General features: G+C 71.0%; 15 protein-coding genes. 10 read left to right on the top strand and 5 right to left on the bottom strand.

The window, feature by feature from the left end; genetic code table 11:
• From VIB55_RS06100 to VIB55_RS06090, 3 genes are all read left to right on the top strand, one after another.
• Nucleotides 1–755 (top strand): ATP-binding cassette domain-containing protein (locus tag VIB55_RS06100; protein WP_331875780.1); only part of this gene is annotated, 755 nt, incomplete at its 5' end.
• On the top strand, nucleotides 752–1,471 hold the full coding sequence (locus VIB55_RS06095) for a hypothetical protein (RefSeq protein WP_331875779.1): 720 nt from the start codon (nucleotides 752–754) through the stop codon (nucleotides 1,469–1,471). The genes VIB55_RS06100 and VIB55_RS06095, both read left to right, overlap by 4 nt.
• 290 nt (nucleotides 1,472–1,761) lie before the next feature.
• Nucleotides 1,762–4,707 (top strand): ATP-binding protein, encoded by a 2,946-nt coding sequence (locus VIB55_RS06090; protein WP_331875778.1) that lies wholly within the window; start codon nucleotides 1,762–1,764, stop codon nucleotides 4,705–4,707.
• A gap of 371 nt (nucleotides 4,708–5,078) precedes the next feature.
• On the opposite strand, the gene VIB55_RS06085 is transcribed toward VIB55_RS06090, so the two are convergent.
• Together VIB55_RS06085 and VIB55_RS06080 are read right to left on the bottom strand one after the other, a co-directional pair.
• A complete protein-coding gene (locus tag VIB55_RS06085) occupies nucleotides 5,079–5,489 on the bottom strand; it encodes a DUF5615 family PIN-like protein (protein WP_331875777.1) in 411 nt (136 codons plus the stop codon).
• Nucleotides 5,468–6,172 carry a hypothetical protein gene (locus VIB55_RS06080; RefSeq protein ID WP_331875776.1) on the bottom strand — a complete coding sequence of 235 codons (705 nt, stop codon included), beginning with the start codon at nucleotides 6,170–6,172 and terminating at the stop codon, nucleotides 5,468–5,470. The genes VIB55_RS06085 and VIB55_RS06080 overlap by 22 nt, the downstream gene beginning before the upstream one ends.
• Nucleotides 6,173–6,440: 268 nt before the next feature.
• On the opposite strand from VIB55_RS06080, the gene VIB55_RS06075 reads away from it, so the two are divergent.
• Together VIB55_RS06075 and VIB55_RS06070 are read left to right on the top strand one after the other, a co-directional pair.
• Nucleotides 6,441–7,784, top strand: a complete 1,344-nt coding sequence (locus VIB55_RS06075; protein ID WP_331875775.1) for an HD domain-containing protein — start codon at nucleotides 6,441–6,443, stop codon at nucleotides 7,782–7,784.
• A complete protein-coding gene (locus tag VIB55_RS06070) occupies nucleotides 7,781–8,911 on the top strand; it encodes a sensor histidine kinase (RefSeq protein ID WP_331875774.1) in 1,131 nt (376 codons plus the stop codon). Before VIB55_RS06075 ends, VIB55_RS06070 begins: the two co-directional genes overlap by 4 nt.
• Nucleotides 8,912–9,122: 211 nt before the next feature.
• On the opposite strand, the gene VIB55_RS06065 is transcribed toward VIB55_RS06070, so the two are convergent.
• From VIB55_RS06065 to VIB55_RS06055, 3 genes are read right to left on the bottom strand one after another with little or no spacing between them, the layout of a single operon-like run.
• Nucleotides 9,123–9,506, bottom strand: a complete 384-nt coding sequence (locus tag VIB55_RS06065) for a response regulator transcription factor (protein WP_331875773.1) — start codon at nucleotides 9,504–9,506, stop codon at nucleotides 9,123–9,125.
• Nucleotides 9,503–10,480, bottom strand: coding sequence for a HAMP domain-containing sensor histidine kinase (locus VIB55_RS06060; protein WP_331875772.1), 978 nt, complete (start codon nucleotides 10,478–10,480; stop codon nucleotides 9,503–9,505). Before VIB55_RS06060 ends, VIB55_RS06065 begins: the two co-directional genes overlap by 4 nt.
• 39 nt (nucleotides 10,481–10,519) lie before the next feature.
• Nucleotides 10,520–12,307, bottom strand: a complete 1,788-nt coding sequence (locus VIB55_RS06055; RefSeq protein WP_331875771.1) for an ABC transporter ATP-binding protein — start codon at nucleotides 12,305–12,307, stop codon at nucleotides 10,520–10,522.
• A 119-nt stretch (nucleotides 12,308–12,426) separates the two neighbouring features.
• On the opposite strand from VIB55_RS06055, the gene VIB55_RS06050 reads away from it, so the two are divergent.
• From VIB55_RS06050 to VIB55_RS06030, 5 genes are all read left to right on the top strand, one after another.
• Nucleotides 12,427–13,320 carry a hypothetical protein gene (locus tag VIB55_RS06050; RefSeq protein ID WP_331875770.1) on the top strand — a complete coding sequence of 298 codons (894 nt, stop codon included), beginning with the start codon at nucleotides 12,427–12,429 and terminating at the stop codon, nucleotides 13,318–13,320.
• A gap of 172 nt (nucleotides 13,321–13,492) precedes the next feature.
• Nucleotides 13,493–14,251, top strand: coding sequence for a Rad52/Rad22 family DNA repair protein (locus VIB55_RS06045; protein ID WP_331875769.1), 759 nt, complete (start codon nucleotides 13,493–13,495; stop codon nucleotides 14,249–14,251).
• A gap of 755 nt (nucleotides 14,252–15,006) precedes the next feature.
• A complete protein-coding gene (locus VIB55_RS06040; RefSeq protein ID WP_331875768.1) occupies nucleotides 15,007–16,194 on the top strand; it encodes a hypothetical protein in 1,188 nt (395 codons plus the stop codon).
• Between the two features lie 166 nt (nucleotides 16,195–16,360).
• The gene (locus tag VIB55_RS06035) at nucleotides 16,361–17,938 is read left to right on the top strand and encodes an N-acetylmuramoyl-L-alanine amidase (RefSeq protein ID WP_331875767.1); all 1,578 of its coding nucleotides are present in this window, start codon (nucleotides 16,361–16,363) and stop codon (nucleotides 17,936–17,938) included.
• 182 nt (nucleotides 17,939–18,120) lie between these two features.
• Nucleotides 18,121–18,516, top strand: a 396-nt coding sequence (locus tag VIB55_RS06030; protein WP_331875766.1) for a TolB family protein, incomplete at its 3' end; no start/stop codon positions are given.

Here is an 18,516-nt window from a genome sequence, read left to right as displayed (position 1 = left end):
GCGGCGGGGTGGAGATCTGCGGCATGCTCCCCCGCGACTACGCCGAGCGGCACGGCGTGGCGTACGTCCCCGACCGGGTGGAGATCCCCCGCTCATGGACGGTGCGGCGCGCGCTGGAGGCCTTCGCCGCCCTGGGCGAGGTGGACGGAGCCCGGGCCCGCATCGAGCGCGAGATGGCGCGGCTGGGGCTGGCCGAGCTGGCGGGCCGCCGCGTGGCCGCGCTTTCCAAGGGCAACCTGCAGCGGCTGGCGCTGGCCCAGGCGCTGCTGGGAGACCGCAAGGTGATGATCCTGGACGAGGCCACGGACGGGCTGGACCCCGAGTGGGTGGCGCGGGTGCGCGAGATCGTCACCGCGTGGCGCGAGGCAGATCCGGAGCGCGTGCTGCTCTTTGCCTCGCACGACCTGGAAGAGGTGGAGCGCGTCGCCGACCAGGTGGTGGTGCTGCAGGCCGGCCGCGTGCGCGAGGTGATCGACCTCACCCAGGGGCACGGCCCCGTTCCGGCGTGGCGGCTGGAAGTGCACGACACCGAGTCGGCGCACCTGGTTCCTTCCGCATTCCCCGGCGCGCTCCCCATGTCCGGTGAGGCGCACGGGTTCCGCGTGGAGGCGGGAAGCGCGCGCGACCTGAGCACGCGGCTGCGGCTGCTGCTGGACCGCGGCGGCGTCGTGCACGCGGTGACGCCCGAGCGGCTGTCGCTGCGCGAGCGGTTCCGCGGCCCGGGCGGCGGGCGGAAGAAGGGAGGCCGCGCGTGATCCCCATCCTGCTGCGCTGCATGCTGCCGCGCCTGGCGATGGTGGCGCTGGCCGGGCTGCTCTTCTTTGCCCTGGAGCCCGGCTTCCACCGCCACGACCAGGTGCCCGGCGCGGAGCCCTCGCTGGACCTGGGCTACCTGGGAATCGCGGCCACGCTGGCCAACTACGCCGCGCTCTCCATGCTCATCCTGCTGGGCGGCTTCGTGTCGGGCGACCGGCGGTCCGGGTACTACCGCATGTTCTTTTCGCACCCCACGCGGCCGCTGTCGTTCTACGGGCTGCGCTGGCTGCTGGCACTGGGTTTCTCGATCCTTGCCGCCGCCGTCTTCCTGGTCGTGGGGCAGATGGTGGCGTGGGGCGGGTTCGAGGGCGGGTGGATCGGGCTGTACCTGGCGCTGCTGGCGGCGGTGGCGTACGGCGGGATGGTTGCGGTGCTGTCGGTGCTGCTCGTGCGCGGCGATGCGTGGGTGGCGCTGGTGCTGTACCTGGCCAACTACGTGTGGCTGCAGCTGGTCAGCTCGGGAGTGGAGCCGCTTCCGGGGGTGCTCGGCGACGTGGTGGGACTGCTGCTTCCCCCGCAGCTGGCCCTTTCGGACGTGTACGACGGCATCCTGCGCGGCGAGATCGCGTGGGGGGCCAGCGCGTTCGCCGGCGGCTACGGCCTGTTCTGGCTGATCATCGCCGGCGTGCTGCTCAAGGCCCGCGAATGGCCCTGACCGGTCGTCCGGCCGCATGACTGTCGGCGCGGACGCACGCTCCAGGTAGACGATCCGGGCCGCCGACGCGGCTCGCGTGCAGGTGAAGCCCCGGGCGGGACGCGACAGCGGCCCGAGCCGGGGCTTCCGCGTTCCAGCAACGGATTTACCCCCCACTGCACCTCGGGAGACACGGAGGACCCACCGCACCCCGCCCGGGCACCGGGATTGCACCCGGCACCGGCCCGCTCGCGGCGAATCCGCCGCCTGCCGGTGGTGAACGTTCCCCCGGGCCATGGCGTGACTACTTGATGCACGACGAGCAGGGAGCGGCGCACGCATTCCACGCGGGAGAAACGCTGCGCCGCGTGGCGGAGCAGGCACGCGCCGCGGCCGGCGCGGCGGGCGCGTTCATCGCGCGCGCCTTCCCGGGCGCGGACAGGGTGCAGGTGCTGGCGGCCTCGGGCGCCGGGCATCCGGCCGTCGGCGCACGCGTGTGCGGAAGCGAGGCGGCGGGGGCGTGGCAGGTGCCGCTGGAGGTGGATAGCCGCCGCCTGGGCGTGCTCAGCCTGGTAGGCGCGGCGCCGAGGCCGGAACAGGAAGAAAGCCTGCGCACGCTCGCGTCCGCGGCCGGGCTGGCGCTGCTGGCCGAGGAGCTGGCGGGCGATGCGGTCCGGTGCCGCGAGTCCCTTCACGAGAACGAGCAGCGCTTCCGCCAACTGGCCGAAGGGATCCGCGAGGTGTTCTGGATCAGCGATCCGGAGTTCACGCGCATCATCTACATCAGCCCCGCATACGAGGAAATCTGGCGCCGCTCGCGCGAGAGCCTGGTCCGCGATCCCCGCTCGTTCCTGGAAGCCGTGCACCCCGAGGACCGCCAGCGGGTGGAAACGGCCCTGGCGGGGATGAGCACGGGGCACTACGACGTGGAGTACCGCATCGTCTGGCCCGACGGGCAGGTGCGCTGGGTGTGGGCGCGCGGCTACCCCGTGCGGCGGGAAACCGGCGAGATGTACCGGGTGGTGGGCATCATCGAAGACACCACCGACTACAAGGAGGCCGAAGAGCGCAGCAGCCGTCTTCTGGCCCTGGAACAGGAAGCGCGCGCGCGGCTGAACGCCATCCTGGAAAGCATCACCGACGCCTTCTTCCACCTGGACCGCGACTGGCGGTTCACCTACATCAACCGCGGCACCCGCGAAATCATCCGCGCCGTGCTGCAGCGCGACCCCGACGAGGTGATGGGCGTGCCCTTCTGGGACGCCGTCCCGCAGTTCCGCGGAACGCGCTTCGAGGACGAGTACCGCCGCGCGATGGAGACGCAGCAGCCGGCCCACTTCGAGGAGTTCGCGCCCATGTTCGGCGTGTGGTTCGAGGTGCACGCCTACCCGTCGGCCGACGGGCTGTCCGTCTACTTTCGCGACGTCACCCAGCGCAAGCACACCGAGCAGGAGCTTCAGCGCTACGCCGACCAGCTCCACGCGCTGGCCCAGGCCGCGCTGGTCATCAACACCTCCGCGCCCGTGCACGACATGCTGCGCACGGTTACCGAGCAGGCGCGCCGCGTGGTGGGCGCGCACCAGGCGGTGGCGAGCCTGTCCACCGACGTCACCTGGTCCCAGGCCATCAACGCCGTCTCCCTCTCCGACCGCTACGCCGACTGGCGCGAGTACGACGTGCAGCCCGATGGCAGTGGCATCTACCGCCTGGTGGGCGAGGCCAACCGGTCGATGCGGATGACGCAGGACGAGTTGGAATCGCACCCCGCGTGGAAGGCGTTCGGCGCCGAGGTGGGCCGGCATCCTCCAATGCGCGGATGGCTTGCCGCGCCAATGGTGGCGCGCGACGGGCGCAACCTGGGACTTATCCAGCTTTCCGACCGCTACGAGGGCGACTTCAGCGCGCAGGACGAGGCCGTGCTGCTGCAGTTGGCGCAGATGGCCTCCATCGCCATCGAGAACACCCTGCTCTACGGCGAAGCGCAGACGGCGCGAACGGCGGCGGATTTCGCCAACCGGGCCAAGAGCCAGTTCCTGGCCAACATGAGCCACGAGATCCGCACGCCCATCAACGCCATCCTGGGCTACACCGACCTGCTGGAGATGGGCATCGGCGGGCCGCTGACGGACGACCAGAAGGGCAAGCTGGAGCGCGTTCGTCTGAGCGGGCAGCACCTGCTGGGACTGGTGAACGACGTGCTGGACCTGTCCAAGATCGAGGCGGGCCAGATGGAGGTGGAGCACGAGCGAACCAGCGCGTCGTACGCCGTGGCCGAGGCCATCGCGCTGGTCACGCCGCAGGCCACCGACCGCGGGCTGCACCTGTCCAGCCAGTGCACCGTTTCGTCGGACGTGCAGTACGTGGGCGACGAAGACCGCGTGCGGCAGATCCTGGTGAACCTCCTGTCCAACGCGGTGAAGTTCACGGAAAGCGGCGGAAGCGTCTCCGTCACCTGCGGCTGCACGGCCCAGGCCGGCGAAGAGGCCGACGTGGGCCGCGAGGGCCCGTGGGTGTACGTGCGGGTGGAAGACACGGGGATGGGCATCGCCCCCGAAAAGCTGAAGGCCGTGTTCCAGCCCTTCGTGCAGGCCGAGGAGGGGCACACCCGCAAGCACGGCGGCACGGGACTGGGACTGACCATCAGCCGCCGCTTCGCCCGGCTGATGGAAGGCGACCTGACGGTGCGCAGCACCCTGGGCCAGGGCTCGTGCTTTACCCTGTGGCTTCCCGCGGCACGCGACGCCGCGGCCCCGGAAGCGGCGTCCACCGCGCACGACTGGCCCTCACGCCCGGGGCAGGTGCCGGGCCTGGCCGACGTGGGGCACATTTTGGCCGCCAGCGCCGACGGCCTGGTGCGCGACATCGGCACGCGGCTGCGCGGCGACCCGCATGTTCCCGGGGCGCGCGGGCTGGACCGGGCGCAGCTGGAGGACCACATGGCCACCTTCCTGCTCGACATCGGCAAGTCGCTGATCACGCTCGACGAGGGCGGCGGCGAGCCGGAGCTGATGCAGGACGGCTCCGACATCCAGCGGCTGATCAGCGAGCGGCACGGCGACCAGCGGCGGCGGCTGGGATGGAAGCCCGGCGAGGTGCGCCGCCAGTTCGAGATCGTGCGCGACGAGGTGGACACGCTGATTCGCCGCGACATCGCGCAGCGCACCGACGCCGACATCGGCGCGGCGCTGGGCATCGTGAAACGCCTGCTCGAGGAGGCGGAGCGCGTGACCCTCACGCGCTTCGACGCGAGCGGATAAAACCACCGCCAGCGCCCGATGCCACGCCAACCCACCGAAGCGCGCCTGTCATCCCGACGGAGCGGCCCCTCCGGACCCGCCCGTGTGCCACGCTTGGCAGCGACTGAGGGATCCGCCACACATCAGTCGAAGGGCATCCACAGCCGAGGCGGGCAGCTCTCCAGCAGCGGGTGCGCTCGCTCCAGCAACCGCGAGAAGCCTCAACAAACTACGTGAGAGGCCTCAGCGGCCGTGGGGCCCTCACCCGGCCGCGCTGACACGCGTGCCACCCTCTCCCACAAACAGCGTGGGCGAGGGGGTAAACACCAGTAGAGCCCGCCTGGCGTGCCGAAGCGCGATTCAGGTTCGATGCGGCACGGACAAGCCGATAATCACCGGATGTGGCGGTTCTCCAGGCGCACGATACCCCTCTCGCGAATCAGGAAGACGAACGGCCGGTCCCGGCCGCGGGCGATGCGCTTGATCTCCGGCCAGTTGTGGATCAGCGCCCGCGCGATGGAGCAGAAATCGTCAAGGCTGTCCTTCAGGAAGAAGGCGCCGGTCCCGAACTGCTCGATCAGCGCGCGCTCCGGGGCGCGGCGCAGGATGCGGCGGTCGCGGCTGACCAGGAACCACCCGTTCTCGCCCACGTACCTCAGCACCTCGGGATCCACAACGCCGTCTCGCCCGAACTCGTCATACACGTGGGTGGTCTGCTCCCCCATGTGCGTGCGCATGGCGGTGGCGAGCCGCTGCGGCATGTTCTCGTCGAAGAGAAACGTCAGGCCGCGCGGCTCTGCCATTCGCGGAACCGGAGAGCCGCCTGCACGTGTTCGGGTTCGATGTCGTACGTCCACGCCACGCGGTTCACGGCACCCGCGCCAAAGGCCGGAAGCTCGGCGTCGTAGGCCGCGGCCAGCGAGCGCGCCCTGATCCCCACCTCCTCCACGACGGGCGCCCCGAAGGCCTTCATGGGATCGACCACGATGCCCGCCGCCCTTCCCATGGGCCACCACCGCCGCGCGACGTCGTTCACGTCGAACTCGATCTGCTCCAGGTACGGCTTCACCAGCTGCGGCATGGCGTGCTGCCCGTGGCCCACCAGCTGGACCAGCGATTCCGAACCGTCCTGCTCGCGCAGCGACCCGTAGAGGCTGCCCGGGTCCACGTACAGGTGGCGCAGCGCGAACGGGTGGTCGGTCGAGAACATCCGCGCCGCGACCCGGGCCGCCTCCTTGATCTGGCTCCAGGAGACGCCCGCACGCTCGAACGCGCGGATGTACAGCAGCTCGATGAGTTCCACGAAGGTGATGGCCTTCTGGCCGTCGACCCGCGGCAGCTCCGTCCTGATCAGCGGCGGATGAGCCTTGTGCTGGTCGTTGCGGGTGCGCGAGTACCCCCATGCCCAGCGGTTCACCGTATCGGGGCGCTCGTTGAGCAGAGACGCCGCCTCTGCGGGCGTGTAGATTCCGGTTCCAATCTGCATCAGCGCCTCCTGCGTTCGGGACGGCCCGCCCTCCGCAACTGGACAGGCGAGCAGGCCACAAGGCTAAGTCAATCCTCCAATCCACGCAAGGGTTTTCCTCCACAAAACGTGTACTCCGTTCGCGCCACATGTGGACATTCGCGTACCACCTGTGGCGGATGATGTATGCCGCTCATTTCGGCCCGCGAGCCCGACGTGGCCGGGTTTGCGCGCCGGGAACGCTGCGCCTTGACACCCCGCCCCGCCCGCCGGTACACTCCCGCCCCTCATGCATTCCCGCACCGATCCCACGCGCGAGTTCGAGGTCGTTCGCGACCCGCTCTGGAACACCATCCGGCTGGACGCCACGGCGGTCCGGATCATCGACACGCCCCAGTTCCAGCGGCTGCGCCACATCCGGCAACTGGGCCTGGCGTACCTGGTGTACCCCGGCGCCGTGCACACGCGCTTCGACCACGCCCTGGGCGTGTACCACCTTGCCCGGACGGCGCTGACGTTCCTGGGCGACCGGGGCGAACTGGAAAGCGTGGACCCGGTGGACTGCCGCCTGGCGCCCTACGCGGCGCTGCTTCACGACGTGGGGCACTACCCATTCTCGCACGCGCTGGAGGAGCTGGGTGAAGAACTGGTGAGCAGTGACCACGAGGAGCTGGCGGAGCGGTTCCTGTGCGCCGAGCCCATCCGCGGCACGCTCGAGGCCCTGGCCCCCGATGCCCCGGCGCGCATTGCCGACATGATCCGCGGCCGGTCGGAGTCGCCGCTGCAGGGGCTGGTGTCGGGGAGCCTGGACCTGGACAAGATCGAGTACCTTCGCCGCGACGCGCGCTTCTGCGGCGTGCCGTACGGCGAAGTGGACGTCGACCGGCTGCTGCACGCCATCACCATCCTCCCCGATCCCCACACCGGGCGCGCCGAGGTGGGCATCCACGAGAAGGGCCTGTCCGCGTTGGAATCGCTGCTCTTTTCCAAGTACCAGATGTTCCGCAACGTCTACTGGCACCACGCCGTTCGCTCGGCGACGGCGCTGTACAAGCGGCTGGTGCACGACGCACTGCGGGGCGGGGTGATCGGGGCCGAGGAGCTGGTGGGCCAGTCCGACGAGCGGCTGATGACCATATTGGAGCTGCGCGCGGCCGAGATGGACGATCCCGCCGCGCGGCGGGTGGCGGACCGATGGATCCCCGCTGTGCGCCGCCGCCGGCTTCCCAAGCGCGCGCTGGAAGTGCCGGCGGAGGCGCTGCGGGGGATGGCGGGGGATGCGTGGGTCGCGTCCGACGGGGAGCTGCGGAGCGCGCTGGAGGCCCGCCTGGCGGGCGAGCTGGGACTGGACGAGGGATGCGTGCTGGTGGACTACCCCGAAAAGCCGCGGATGCTGGGGCTGGACCTTTTGCTGCTCCGGCGCTCCGGCGCGGTGCAGCGCCTGACGGAAACCGGGCGTGCGGGGCTGATCGGCCTGCCGCAGGTGTCGCACGACCTTTACCTGAGCGCCCGGGCCTTTCGCGTGTTCACCATGGAGCGCAGGGAGATTGCCCCCGACTGCCTGATGCCGCTGCTGGCGATGGACGCGGAAGCCGCGCGTGCCCGCCTGGCCCAGCCGGAGCCGCTGCTGTGAAGGACGCACAGGCCCACGCGCTGGCGCGCGGCGGCGGCGAGCACCTGCTGATCGCCGAGGACGACGTGTCCGCCGCGCGCGTGCTGCGGATGATCCTGGAGCAGGCGGGATATCGGGTGACCGTGGCGGCCGACGGCCTCACGGCCATCCGGTTCCTGGAAGAGCAAGGCGCCCCCGACATGCTGCTGCTGGACTGGATGCTGCCGGGGGTGTCGGGGCTGGAGATCTGCCACTACGCCCGCCAGCGGTGGGACGCGCTGCGCCTGCCCGTGCTGATGGTGACGGCCAAGACCGACCCCGAAAGCGTGTACGCGGCCTTCGACGCGGGCGCCAGCGACTACGTGACCAAGCCCTTCCGCGGGGCCGAGCTGCGCGCCCGCATCCAGTCGCACCTGCGCACGCGGCGGCTGTGGGAAGAGCGGCAGCACATGGAGGAGCACCTGGCCGAGCGCGACAAGCTGTTCACGCTGGGGCTGCTGTCGGGGAGCGTGGCGCACGACCTGAACAACCCGCTGGCGGTGATCAGCGCACATGCGCAGCTGCTTCAGCGCCGCGCGACGGACGCGCAGATGGCCGACCAGCTGCGCGAGATCGTGGATGCGGTGGATCGCTGCACCCACATCGTGGGCGACATGCTTAACTTCGCGCGGCGGCACCCGGCGGAGCGCTACCCGGTGGACGTGGGTGGTGTGGTGACGACGACGCTGGGGATGCGCGAGAAGAAGCTGCGGACCACCGGCGTGGAACTGCAGGTGCAGGTTCCGGATGACCTGCCGGCCGTCAGCGGCGACCGGCACCAGCTTCAGCAGGTGTTCCTGAACGTGGTGGTGAACGCCGAGCAGGCGCTGGCGGAGAGCGGGCGCACGCTGCGCGTCACCGCCCGCGCGGATCATCTGGCCGACCCCGCGGTAGTGCTGGAGTTCTGGAACGATGGGCCGCCCATCCCGGCCGACCAGCTTCCCCGCATCTTCGATCCCCTGTTCACCACCAAGCCTGGGGACGAGGGCACGGGGCTGGGGCTCTTCATCTGCCGCCGCATCGTCCGCGAGCACGGCGGGCACCTGGACGTCAGCAGCGGCGACGAGGGCACGGCGTTTACGGTGCGCCTTCCGGCACTGCAGGAGTAGAAGGGCTTCCGGCGGAGGGACGCCCGGCGGCTGGAGGGGGAGAGACAGGACGGCGCATCCGCGGCCGTGAGCGGCATCCGCACTGTGTGGCGGATCCCTCAGTCGCTGCGATCCTTGGTGTACGGGCAGGTTTTCCGAGGCCGCTCCATCGGGATGACAGGCGCGCTTCGGCAGGTGCGGCGGGCGTCCGAAATCGATGACGTGGAGCCGATCAGGCCGCGGGGGATGCGGTCATGAAGCCGGGGAGGTCGCGCACCAGGCGCTGGGTGTCCACGGGCTTCACCAGGTAGGCGGCGCAGCCCGCGGCCAGACACGCCTGCCGGTCGGCGTCCTCGTCGCGGCCCGTGAGGGCCACGACGGGGATGGCCATCGTCGCCGAATCGGCCTTGAGGCGGCGGACCACGTCCAGCCCGGACATGTCGGGGAGCCCCATGTCCAGCAGCACCAGGTCGGGCGCGTGCTCGCCGGCCATGCGCAGCGCCTCGCCACCCGTCCCGGCGCCCATTACCTGGTACCCGGCGTCTTCCAGCAGGATGGTGAAGGCGGTGCGGATGGCTTCGCTGTCTTCGACCAGAAGGATGCTCCGAACGCTCACCCGGCCGCACCCTCTACCCCGCGGGGCGTTTCGCTTTCCGCCGGAACCGCCTCGGTGGAGGGAAGGGTGAAGAAGAAGCGGCTCCCCTCACCCAGCCCGCTTTCCACCCAGATGCGGCCGCCGTGCAGCTCCACGAAGCGGCGGGCGATGGAAAGCCCCAGCCCGGTGCCGTGATGGATGCGGGCGCGCGACGAATCCACCTGCGCGAACTCGCGGAAGATCAGCTCGTGGTGCTCGGGCTCGATGCCGATCCCGTTGTCGGCCACCTCGATCTGCAGCCATCCCGGCTGCCCCGGCGCCGCGCGGGCCTGCACCTTCACCCACCCGCCCTCGGGGGTGAACTTGATGGCGTTGCCCATCAGGTTGCGCAGCACGTGGGCCACCTTGTCGCGGTCCGCCCACACCGGCGGCAATCCCTCACCCAGCTCCACGGTGAACGTGAGGTTCTTGCGGTCGAGCAGCGACTCGTTCATCCGCCGCACCTCGGCCACCATCTCCCGCAGGCCGAACTCGCCGGGGCGGATGTCGATGGTGGTGGCGGTGGAGCGCGCGTAGGTGAGAATTTCCTCGATCATCGCCAGCAGCTGCCGGCACGAGCCGATCATCGACTCGATGGCGTCGCGCTGGCGGGCGGAGATTTCGCCCAGCAGGCCGTCGCGGAGGATTTCGCCGTAGGTGACGATGGCGGTGAGGGGCGTGCGCAGCTCGTGCGAAACGTTGGTCAGGAACTGCGACTTGGCCACGTCCAGGTTGCGCAGCTCCAGCACGCTGCGCTCCAGCTCCTCTACCCGCGCCTCCATCTCCACTTCGGCGCTGGCGCCGTTGATGCCGTTGGCGCGCACCTGCACGACGATGGCGCCCGCCGGTTTTTCCGGGGGCGGCTCCACGACGCGAAACCCCTCGCGGGCCAGCACCTCGCGCAGGCGCTGCGCGGTGCCGGGATCGCCCTGAAGGTGAACGTGAAGGTCTTCCATGCCGATCGGCGCAGGTGGGAACTGATGCCAGGCCCGAATCTAGACCCCGCCTGACGCGGCTGCAAGGAGATCGTCGCCTTCCACCTGCGCCTCCAGCATCTGGCGCCGCTGCAGGGCGGCGTACAGCCCGCCGGCACGCAGCAGCTCGGCGTGGGTGCCGCGCTCCGCCAGCCGCCCGTCGTCCAGCACCAGGATCAGGTCGGCATCCATCACCGCCGCCACGCGGTGGCTGACGATGACGCTGGTGCGCCCCGCAAAAACCTGCTTCAACCCGTCCAGGATCTCGTGCTCCGTATGCGTGTCCACGGCCGAGAGCGCGTCGTCGAGCACCAGGATGGGCGCGTCGCGAGCCACCGCGCGGGCCAGCGCCGCGCGCTGCTTCTGCCCGCCGGAAAGGTTGATCCCCCGCTCCCCCAGCACCGTCGCGTATCCGCCGGGAAACTCCGACACCGTCTCGTCCAGCCGTGCGACGGCCGCCGCCGCGCGCACGCGGGCCAGGCGGCTGGCGGCGTCTGCGTCGTCGAAGCCCAGCGCCAGGTTCTCCTCGATGCTGGCGGAGAAGAGAAAGGTGTCCTGCGGCACCAGCGCCACCGCTTGCCGCAGCCGCGCCAAGGGCCAGCGGTCCACCGGCACGCCATCCACCGTCACCGTGCCGGTGGTGGGGTCGAACAAGCGCGCCAGCAGCGACACCAAGGTAGACTTGCCCGAGCCGGTGGGCCCCACCACGGCCACGGTGGAGCCCGCGGGAACGTGGAAGCTGATGTCGCGAAGCACGTCGCGGTCGGCGCCGGGAAAGCGGAACGACACCCCGCGGAACTCGATCTCGCCGCGGACGGGCTCCGGCGCCGCGGCGTCGGGCGCGTCCCGCACCCGCGGCTCAGCCTGCAGCACTTCCGAGACGCGGGCCATGGAGGCGGCGCCGCGCTGGAACAGGTTGGTCACCCAGCCCAGGGCGATCATGGGCCAGGCGAGCTGCCCCAGGTACAGCACGAAGAGCACGAAATCGCCGATGGTGATGCGCCCGGCCAGGATGGCGCGCCCGCCCACCAGGAGCGCGACGGCCATCGCCACGCCGGCGAGCAGCCCCAGACTGGGATAGAAGAGCCCCGAGGTACGTGCCAGCTCCACGTTGCGCCGCATCGCCTCTGCCGACAGCTCGCGGAAGCGCGCGGACTGGGGCGCCTCCTGCCCGTACGCCTTGACGATGCGCTGCCCGGCCAGGTTCTCCTGCGCCATGGTCGACAGCAGGCCGATCTGCTCCTGGATGCGGGTGAAGCGGTCGTGGATGATCCGCCCGAAGCCCACCGTCACTGGCGGCAGCAGGAGCATGGGGACCAGCGAGATGAAGGTCATCCAGGGGTCGATCCACGCCATCCGCACAACCGCGATCACCCCGAAGACGAGGGTGTTGACCAGGTACATGTACGCCGGGCCCGCCACCATCCGCACGGCCTGGATGTCGTTGGTCGCCCGCGACATGATCTCGCCCGTGGGGTGCCGGGCGTAGAACGAGGCGTCCAGCGTCAGCAGGTGCGCGAAGAAGTCGTCGCGCAGGTCGGCCTCCACGCGGCGGCTGGTGCCGTTCAGGATCTCGCGCATCCAGAAGCGCCCCAGCCCCGTCAGCAGGGCCAGCCCCACGGAGATGGCGGCCCACCTCGCCACCGTGTTGCGGGTGGCCCCCGGCTCGCTGAGCGCGTCGACCCCGTGCTTGATGGCCTCCAGGCTGAGCGCGGCCACGCCGTTGGCGGCGACGACGGCCAGCAGCCCCAGCGCGATGGAGAGGCGATAGCGCCGGAGATAGGGAACGAGTGCCTTGAGCGCCTTCATGGACCTTCGGGTACGGGCGTTGCCCTTGTAACCCGGCAATCGGGGGGCTGACGCGGGGCCTGAGCTTAGGGTCGCCCTGGCCGTAACACAAGCAACGACGCTGACGAAGGAGCTGTTCGATGACTCGCAAGACACTCGCCGCCACCCTTGCCCTGGTGCTGCCGCTGTCCTCCCTGTTGGTCGCCTGCGGCCAGGGAGAGGACACCTCCGAGCGCGCCGTGCTGGAACGCCGGGCGCTGGAACGCGACCTGAGCCTGGCCGCCATCACTCCCGACACCACCATCGAGGTGCCGGGCGAGGACGGCCCCCCGGTGGACTCGGCGGCCCTGCCCCAGCCCCTTTCGTTCGCGGCGCCCGCCCCCGCTCCACGGCCGGCCCCGGCGGGCCAGCCCGCCCCGGCCGCCGAGCGCAGCCAGCCCCAACGCAGCGCGAAAGCCCCGGCGGAGCGAGCCTCGTCGGGCCCCAGCTACGTGACGCGTACGGCCCCCAGCGGCAGCACTTTCAGCGTGAGCTTCAACCAGCAGGTGAGCACGCGCACGATGGGCGTGGGCGACACCTTCACCGCCACCCTCTCCGAGTCGCTGACGGACGGCGAGGGGCGCACGGTGATCCCCGCGGGCGCCACGGTGCGCGGCCGGGTGACGCGGGCGCGCCCGTCGGGCAACGTGACGCGCGGGACGGACCTGGCGGTGACCTTCACCTCCATCCGCCACAACGGGCAAACGTACCCCATCGACGTGACGGTGGTGGGCGAGCCCGGCGTGCAGCGGCGCAGCCGGCAGAGCGCGGGGCGCAAGGCGGCGACCATCGGCGGAGGCGCCGTGGTGGGCGGCGTGGCGGGCCGGGTGCTGGGCGGCGACCGCAGGAGCACGGTGCGTGGCGCCGTCGTCGGCGCGGCGGCGGGCACGGCGGTGGCCATCGGCGGCCAGGACATCGACGCGGTGATCCCGGCCGGCTCCTCGGCGACGGTGCGGCTGGATGCGCCGGTGCGCGGGCGGCGGGAACACCGGTAACCACGGTCACCGAGGTACTCGCGGGGCAGACGCACGTCCGGTCTGCCCCGCGTTCGTCGTGGCCCTCGCCTCCCTTGACTCCCGAATAAAACCCGAATAGATTCCGTAACAGGATGAGCGGGTCCGGCCGCGCAGTGGCGGCCGGTGCTACGAGAGCGTGGAGGGTAACCCGATGGTGGAGATCGACTTCAAGGCGCTTCAGGATTTCTTCGAGCCCGACGCCATCGAGTGGCGGGTGCAGACGGCGGGCGAAAAGAACGGGCGCGTGTGGGCCATCTGCGTGCCCTACGTCACCAACCGCGCCATCCAGGCCCGGCTGGACGACGTGGTGGGGCCGGAGAACTGGCGCAACGAGTTTGCGCCCGGGCCCGACGGCGGCGTGGTCTGCGGCCTGTCGGTGCGCGTGGGCGGCGAGTGGGTCACCAAGTACGACGGCGCCGAGAACACCGACGTCGAGGGCGTGAAGGGCGGCCTTTCTGGCGCCATGAAGCGCGCCGCCGTGCAGTGGGGCATCGGACGCTACCTGTACACGCTCGACGAAACCTTCGCCCGCGTGCACGAGGGTGGCCGGTTCCGCGGCAAGACGCGGGACGGCTCGTCGTTCCGCTGGGACCCGCCCGAGCTGCCCGTGGAGGTGCTTCCCGCCAGCCCCCGCGCCCCCGCACGCGCCGCGCCCCAGACGGCGCCCGCACCCGCGGGCGAGCACGAGGCCATGCTGGAGTTCGTGCGCACCGTGGGCCCGCGCGTGGGCGACACCGCCGAGATCCGCATGAATCGCAAGGCGCGCAACCTCAAGGACTTCGTCCGCGAGAACTGGGCGGCCATCAAGGAGCAGCCGCGTATCGCCCGCGCCGTGGTCGAGGCGATCGAGGCCGCCACGGGAACGCCGTTCGGGCAGGGTACGCTCACGGAGCAACGGCAGGCTGCGTAGTCGGCAGAAACACGAGGCAGGGAGCGCTTCGGGGAGGGCCGTGCAGTCCCCGGCTGCCCTCTCCCCCCGGCCCCCCTCTCCCGCAAGCGGGAGAGGGGGAGAACTGCACCTAACTTCCGGGCGCAGTCCGAGCCTCAACTCGCACCAACGCAAGCTTCACCTCCGCGCCCCGCACCAGCCGGAGCGCACCTGTCATCCCGAGGAGCGGCCACGGGAATCCTGCCCCGACACCGTACTCCGCAGCGACCGAGGGATCCGTCACACACTCCCGGGCGCGCCACACACTTCTCCTCACAGGAGAAAAAGCCAGTCTGCGAAGGCAGACTTCGTGTGGTTGTTGCAGCGAATTCATTCGCCCGACACGGCCGAGGCCCCCACGATCCCGACCGGACGCCACCCGGGGCGAGGGTGAGCCCCCCGGAGCCGGCAGCCTCACGCGCCTCACCCGGCAGCCCGCCCATCCCGCCCCCTCCGCCGACCCATGAGAGCCCCTCCCCCATTGCGGGAGGGGCTCGTTCCTTTGCGCGTAGTTTCCGCCGCGGCATTCTGTTTGCCTCTTCCCGCCATCGCCAGCAAACACGCGGATCTTCTCCGGAAACTCGACTCGGGCCAGTCTGCCGGGGGGGGCTCACCGTGCCCTCGCTCCGGACGATCCCGCTCGACAGGCGATGACGGCTCCCGCGTCCCGCCGCTCCGGCCCGCTCCCATCTCCCCTGCCACACGGTGGAGCCCCCGGGCTCCACCGACCGGACACCATGCCCGACGCTCTCCCAGCAGACCAGATCGTCCCCTCGTCTGCGCCAACACCCAGCGCGCCGCCGCCTCAGGACGCGAACGGCGACGAGGATGGCGTGAGCGGACGGTGGCGTGAGATGGCGCAGGCCGCGGCCGGTGAGGTGCGCGAGCGGCTGGCGCACGTGCAGTTTCCCCGGCTGTCGTCCGGCGACCGCGAGCGGATCGCGCGGCGGCTGCGCGAGGCGGTGGAGGCCGCCTTGCGCGTTCCCGAGGGCCGCCCCGACGAGCTGGCGGCGGAGATCCGCACGCTGCGCGAGGCGAATCCGGACGTGGCGGCGACGGACCTGGCGTGGCGGCGCACCCGCGAGCGTGCCCGCCGCGCCGCGGCGGCGGGCGCCGCGACCACCGTTCCCGCGCTGGTGCCGGGCGTGGGCACGGCCTTGGCCGCGTTGGGGATGGTGGCCGACTGGCACTTCGTCGCCGAGCAGCAGCGTGACCTGGTGCTGGAAATCGCCGCATTGTACGGCGTGGAGCTGGCGGACCCCACCAGCGAGGTGCGCGGGCTGTTCCTGGCCTCCACCGGGCTGGCGCTGGGTGCGGCCCGCGCGGGCGACGCCGCGGCCAAGGCGGCCTCGGCGCAGGTGGCGCGGCGGTGGATGAGCCGCCTGGTTCCCGGCCTGGGCGCGGCGGTGGCCGGCGGACTGAACTACGTGAGCACCCTGGCCGTCGGGCGCACCGCCATCGCGCGGTTCTCGCACGAGGCAGGAATAGAGGTGCGCGGCCTGTCGCCCACCGCCATGCACCCCGCGCTTCCCCGCCTGCGGCAGGCCACGGTGACGGCAATCCAGGCGGCGGCGCTCGGCGATGGTGCCGTGCCCGTCTACACCCGCGAGCAGCGCGAAATCCTGGAGCACCTTTCGCAGGCCGAGCGCGAAGAGCTGTTGGACCTGGCCGTGCTCGGCGCCGCCGACGAAGGCGTGTCGTCCGAAGAAGAAGCGGTGCTGGGCCACATCGCCGGCGAGCTGGGCTTCGGCCCGGCGGAGCTGGACGAGGCGCTGCGGGGCGCGCGGGAGGGTGTGCAATCCGTTCGCGGCCGCTTCACCCGGCTGTTGGGGCGCGCCGGGCGCGGCGGCGCGGAAACGGCCCGCCATCTGTGGTCTCGCGCGCGGCGCCTTTCCAGCCGCGGAGAAAACGCGCCTCCCCACTAATTCCTACTTCCTTCGTGCGCTTCCCACGGCTAAGCCGTGACGCAGAAGCAACTTTCACATCATGCTTGCTATACATTATGCGACAGCTTACGTTGAAAGCGCTCCCCTTCAGCCCTCGCGTGCGCGCCCAGCGGACGCGAAGACCACCTCACCCTCAGGAGGACGGATGGGCAAGCTCCGCTCACTGGCCGCGGCACTCCTCGCCGCCGCCGCGCTCTCGGCCTGCGCAGACCAGCCGGCCGCACCCCTCGCCGAACCCTCGGCGGCGGTGCCGTCGGGGCAGCTCGACACGTACTTCGACGATGCCGCGCGTGAGTTCGGCGTTCCGCCGGCGCTGTTGAAGTCCATCGGGTACGTGGAAACCCGCTGGCAGATGGTGCGGGGAGGCGTGGAGTTCCCCGGGCAGGAGGCCGCGTACGGCGTGATGGCGCTTCGCGGCGACAAGCTGGCGCGCGGCGCCCGGCTGGCGGGCGTGACGGTGCAGGAGGCGCAGGGCCATCCCCGGGCGAACATCCGGGCGGCGGCGGCGCTGCTCAGCGAGTGGGCCGAAGAGGCGCGCACGGCGCGGACGGACCTTGCCGCGTGGGGCCCGGTGGTGGCGCGCTACAGCGGCATCAAGGACGTGAACGGGCAGGCGATGTACGTGCACCGCGACGTGTACGCCACGCTCAACCGCGGCGTCGTGGGCTCGAGCCCCTCCGGCAACGTGCTGGCGGCGGTGATGCCGGTGAAGGTGACGGCGGCCTTCCAGTTCCCGGAAGGCGATGCGCAGATGGCGGTGGCCCCGGACTACCCCGTCGCGGGCACCATCTGGCGTCCGTCGCCCAACTACAACGCGCGCCCCACCGGCGACATCGGCGTGGTGCACATGGTGATCATCCACACCTGCGAAGGCAGCTACACCAGCTGCTGGAGCTGGCTGACCAACACGCAGGCACAGGCCAGCGCGCACTACGTCGTGAATGAAAGCGGCAGCGAGATCAGCCAGCTGGTGCGCGAGTCCGACCGCGCGTGGCACATCGCGGCCACCTACGACTGCTCGCTCAACAGCAGCCACGAGTGCTGGCGCAACGGATACAGCAGCAACCACTTCACGGTGGGCATCGAGCACGGTGGCTACGCTTCGCAGACCAGCTTCCCGGTGGGGCAGATCGACGCCTCGGCCAAGCTTTCCTGCGACATCAGCAAGGGCCACGGCATCCCCCGCGACCGCTACCACTACGTCGCGCACGGCCAGCTGCAGCCGTACAACCGCACCGATCCCGGCCCCAACTGGCCGTGGACCGACTACATGAACCGCATCAACTCGCACTGCGGCGCCACGTCGGCCATCATCATTGACAGCAACAACACCAACAACAACGCCTCGGTGGCCAAGTACGAGGTGTCGGCCAACTGGTCCACGGGCAGCAGCGCCGGCTACTACGGAACGGGCTACAACTTCGCTTCGACGCAGGCCATCAGCGACCCGGCGACCTTCTGGTTCTACCTGCCGGCCGCGGCCACCAGGACCATCGACGCCTGGTGGGTGGCGGGAACCAACCGCTCCACCACCACGCCGTACATCGCCTACAACGCCAGCGGCGCGGAAGTGGGCCGCGTGAGCGTGAACCAGCAGGCCAACGGCGGGCAGTGGAACGCCATCGGTACCTGGAGCTTCAGCGCGGGGTGGAACAAGGTGCAGGTGTCGCGCTGGACCACGGCGGGCTACGTGGTCATCGCCGACGCTGTTCGCGTCCGCTGACCGCCAGTGCGTGAGTGCGGGAGCACGGCGGCCGTGGTTCGTGGGGAGCGCCGGCCGGCGTGCTGATGGACTCACGCCCTTTCACGCCACGGAAGGAACCCTGATGTTTCGATCGATCCCACCCCGCGCGGTCCTCGCGCGGGGTGGGCCGCTCGGGAAGCCAACCCCGCCCTGCCCGGCCGATGACCCGCATCCTTCCGCTTCTCGTGCTTCCGCCGATGCTGCTGGCAGGGTGCCAGCGCGCGCAGTCCGCCGAGCCGAGCCCCCCCGCCGACACCATGGGCGGGTCCGAGCGCCGGGCGATGGAGGGGCGTATCGTCTTCGTCTCCGAGCGGGAGGGCAACGCCGATGTGTACGTGGTGGATGCGCGGGGAGGGAAGGCGACGCGGCTGATCGCCAGCCAGTCCGCCGACTTTCCCGCCACCGTGTCGCCGGACGGGCGTGCGGTGCTGGTGGTGGCCGTCACGGGCGAGGGGCAGCAGCAGAGCGAGCGCCTGGCCGTGGTGCCGCTGGACGGGTCGGCCGCGCGGGCGATCGGGCCGGTGAGCGCGCGCGTGCGTGCGCCCAGTTGGTCGCCC

The organism is Longimicrobium sp., from assembly GCF_036554565.1.
Classification (GTDB): domain Bacteria; phylum Gemmatimonadota; class Gemmatimonadetes; order Longimicrobiales; family Longimicrobiaceae; genus Longimicrobium.
The sequence above is the reverse complement of the archived record's forward strand: the minus strand, read 5'-3'. Positions and strand labels throughout refer to the sequence as shown.

Excerpts from the sequence above, each read along its gene's own strand:
- VIB55_RS06060 (WP_331875772.1), bottom strand. The coding sequence starts at position 10,480 with ATGGAAGACCTTCACGTTCACCTTCAGGGCGATCCCGGCACCGCGCAG.
- VIB55_RS06090 (WP_331875778.1), top strand. The coding sequence starts at position 1,762 with ATGCACGACGAGCAGGGAGCGGCGCACGCATTCCACGCGGGAGAAACG.
- VIB55_RS06075 (WP_331875775.1), top strand. The coding sequence starts at position 6,441 with ATGCATTCCCGCACCGATCCCACGCGCGAGTTCGAGGTCGTTCGCGAC.
- VIB55_RS06045 (WP_331875769.1), top strand. The coding sequence starts at position 13,493 with ATGGTGGAGATCGACTTCAAGGCGCTTCAGGATTTCTTCGAGCCCGAC.
- VIB55_RS06085 (WP_331875777.1), bottom strand. The coding sequence starts at position 5,489 with ATGGCAGAGCCGCGCGGCCTGACGTTTCTCTTCGACGAGAACATGCCG.
- VIB55_RS06055 (WP_331875771.1), bottom strand. The coding sequence starts at position 12,307 with ATGAAGGCGCTCAAGGCACTCGTTCCCTATCTCCGGCGCTATCGCCTC.
- VIB55_RS06050 (WP_331875770.1), top strand. The coding sequence starts at position 12,427 with ATGACTCGCAAGACACTCGCCGCCACCCTTGCCCTGGTGCTGCCGCTG.
- VIB55_RS06035 (WP_331875767.1), top strand. The coding sequence starts at position 16,361 with ATGGGCAAGCTCCGCTCACTGGCCGCGGCACTCCTCGCCGCCGCCGCG.
- VIB55_RS06040 (WP_331875768.1), top strand. The coding sequence starts at position 15,007 with ATGCCCGACGCTCTCCCAGCAGACCAGATCGTCCCCTCGTCTGCGCCA.
- VIB55_RS06080 (WP_331875776.1), bottom strand. The coding sequence starts at position 6,172 with ATGCAGATTGGAACCGGAATCTACACGCCCGCAGAGGCGGCGTCTCTG.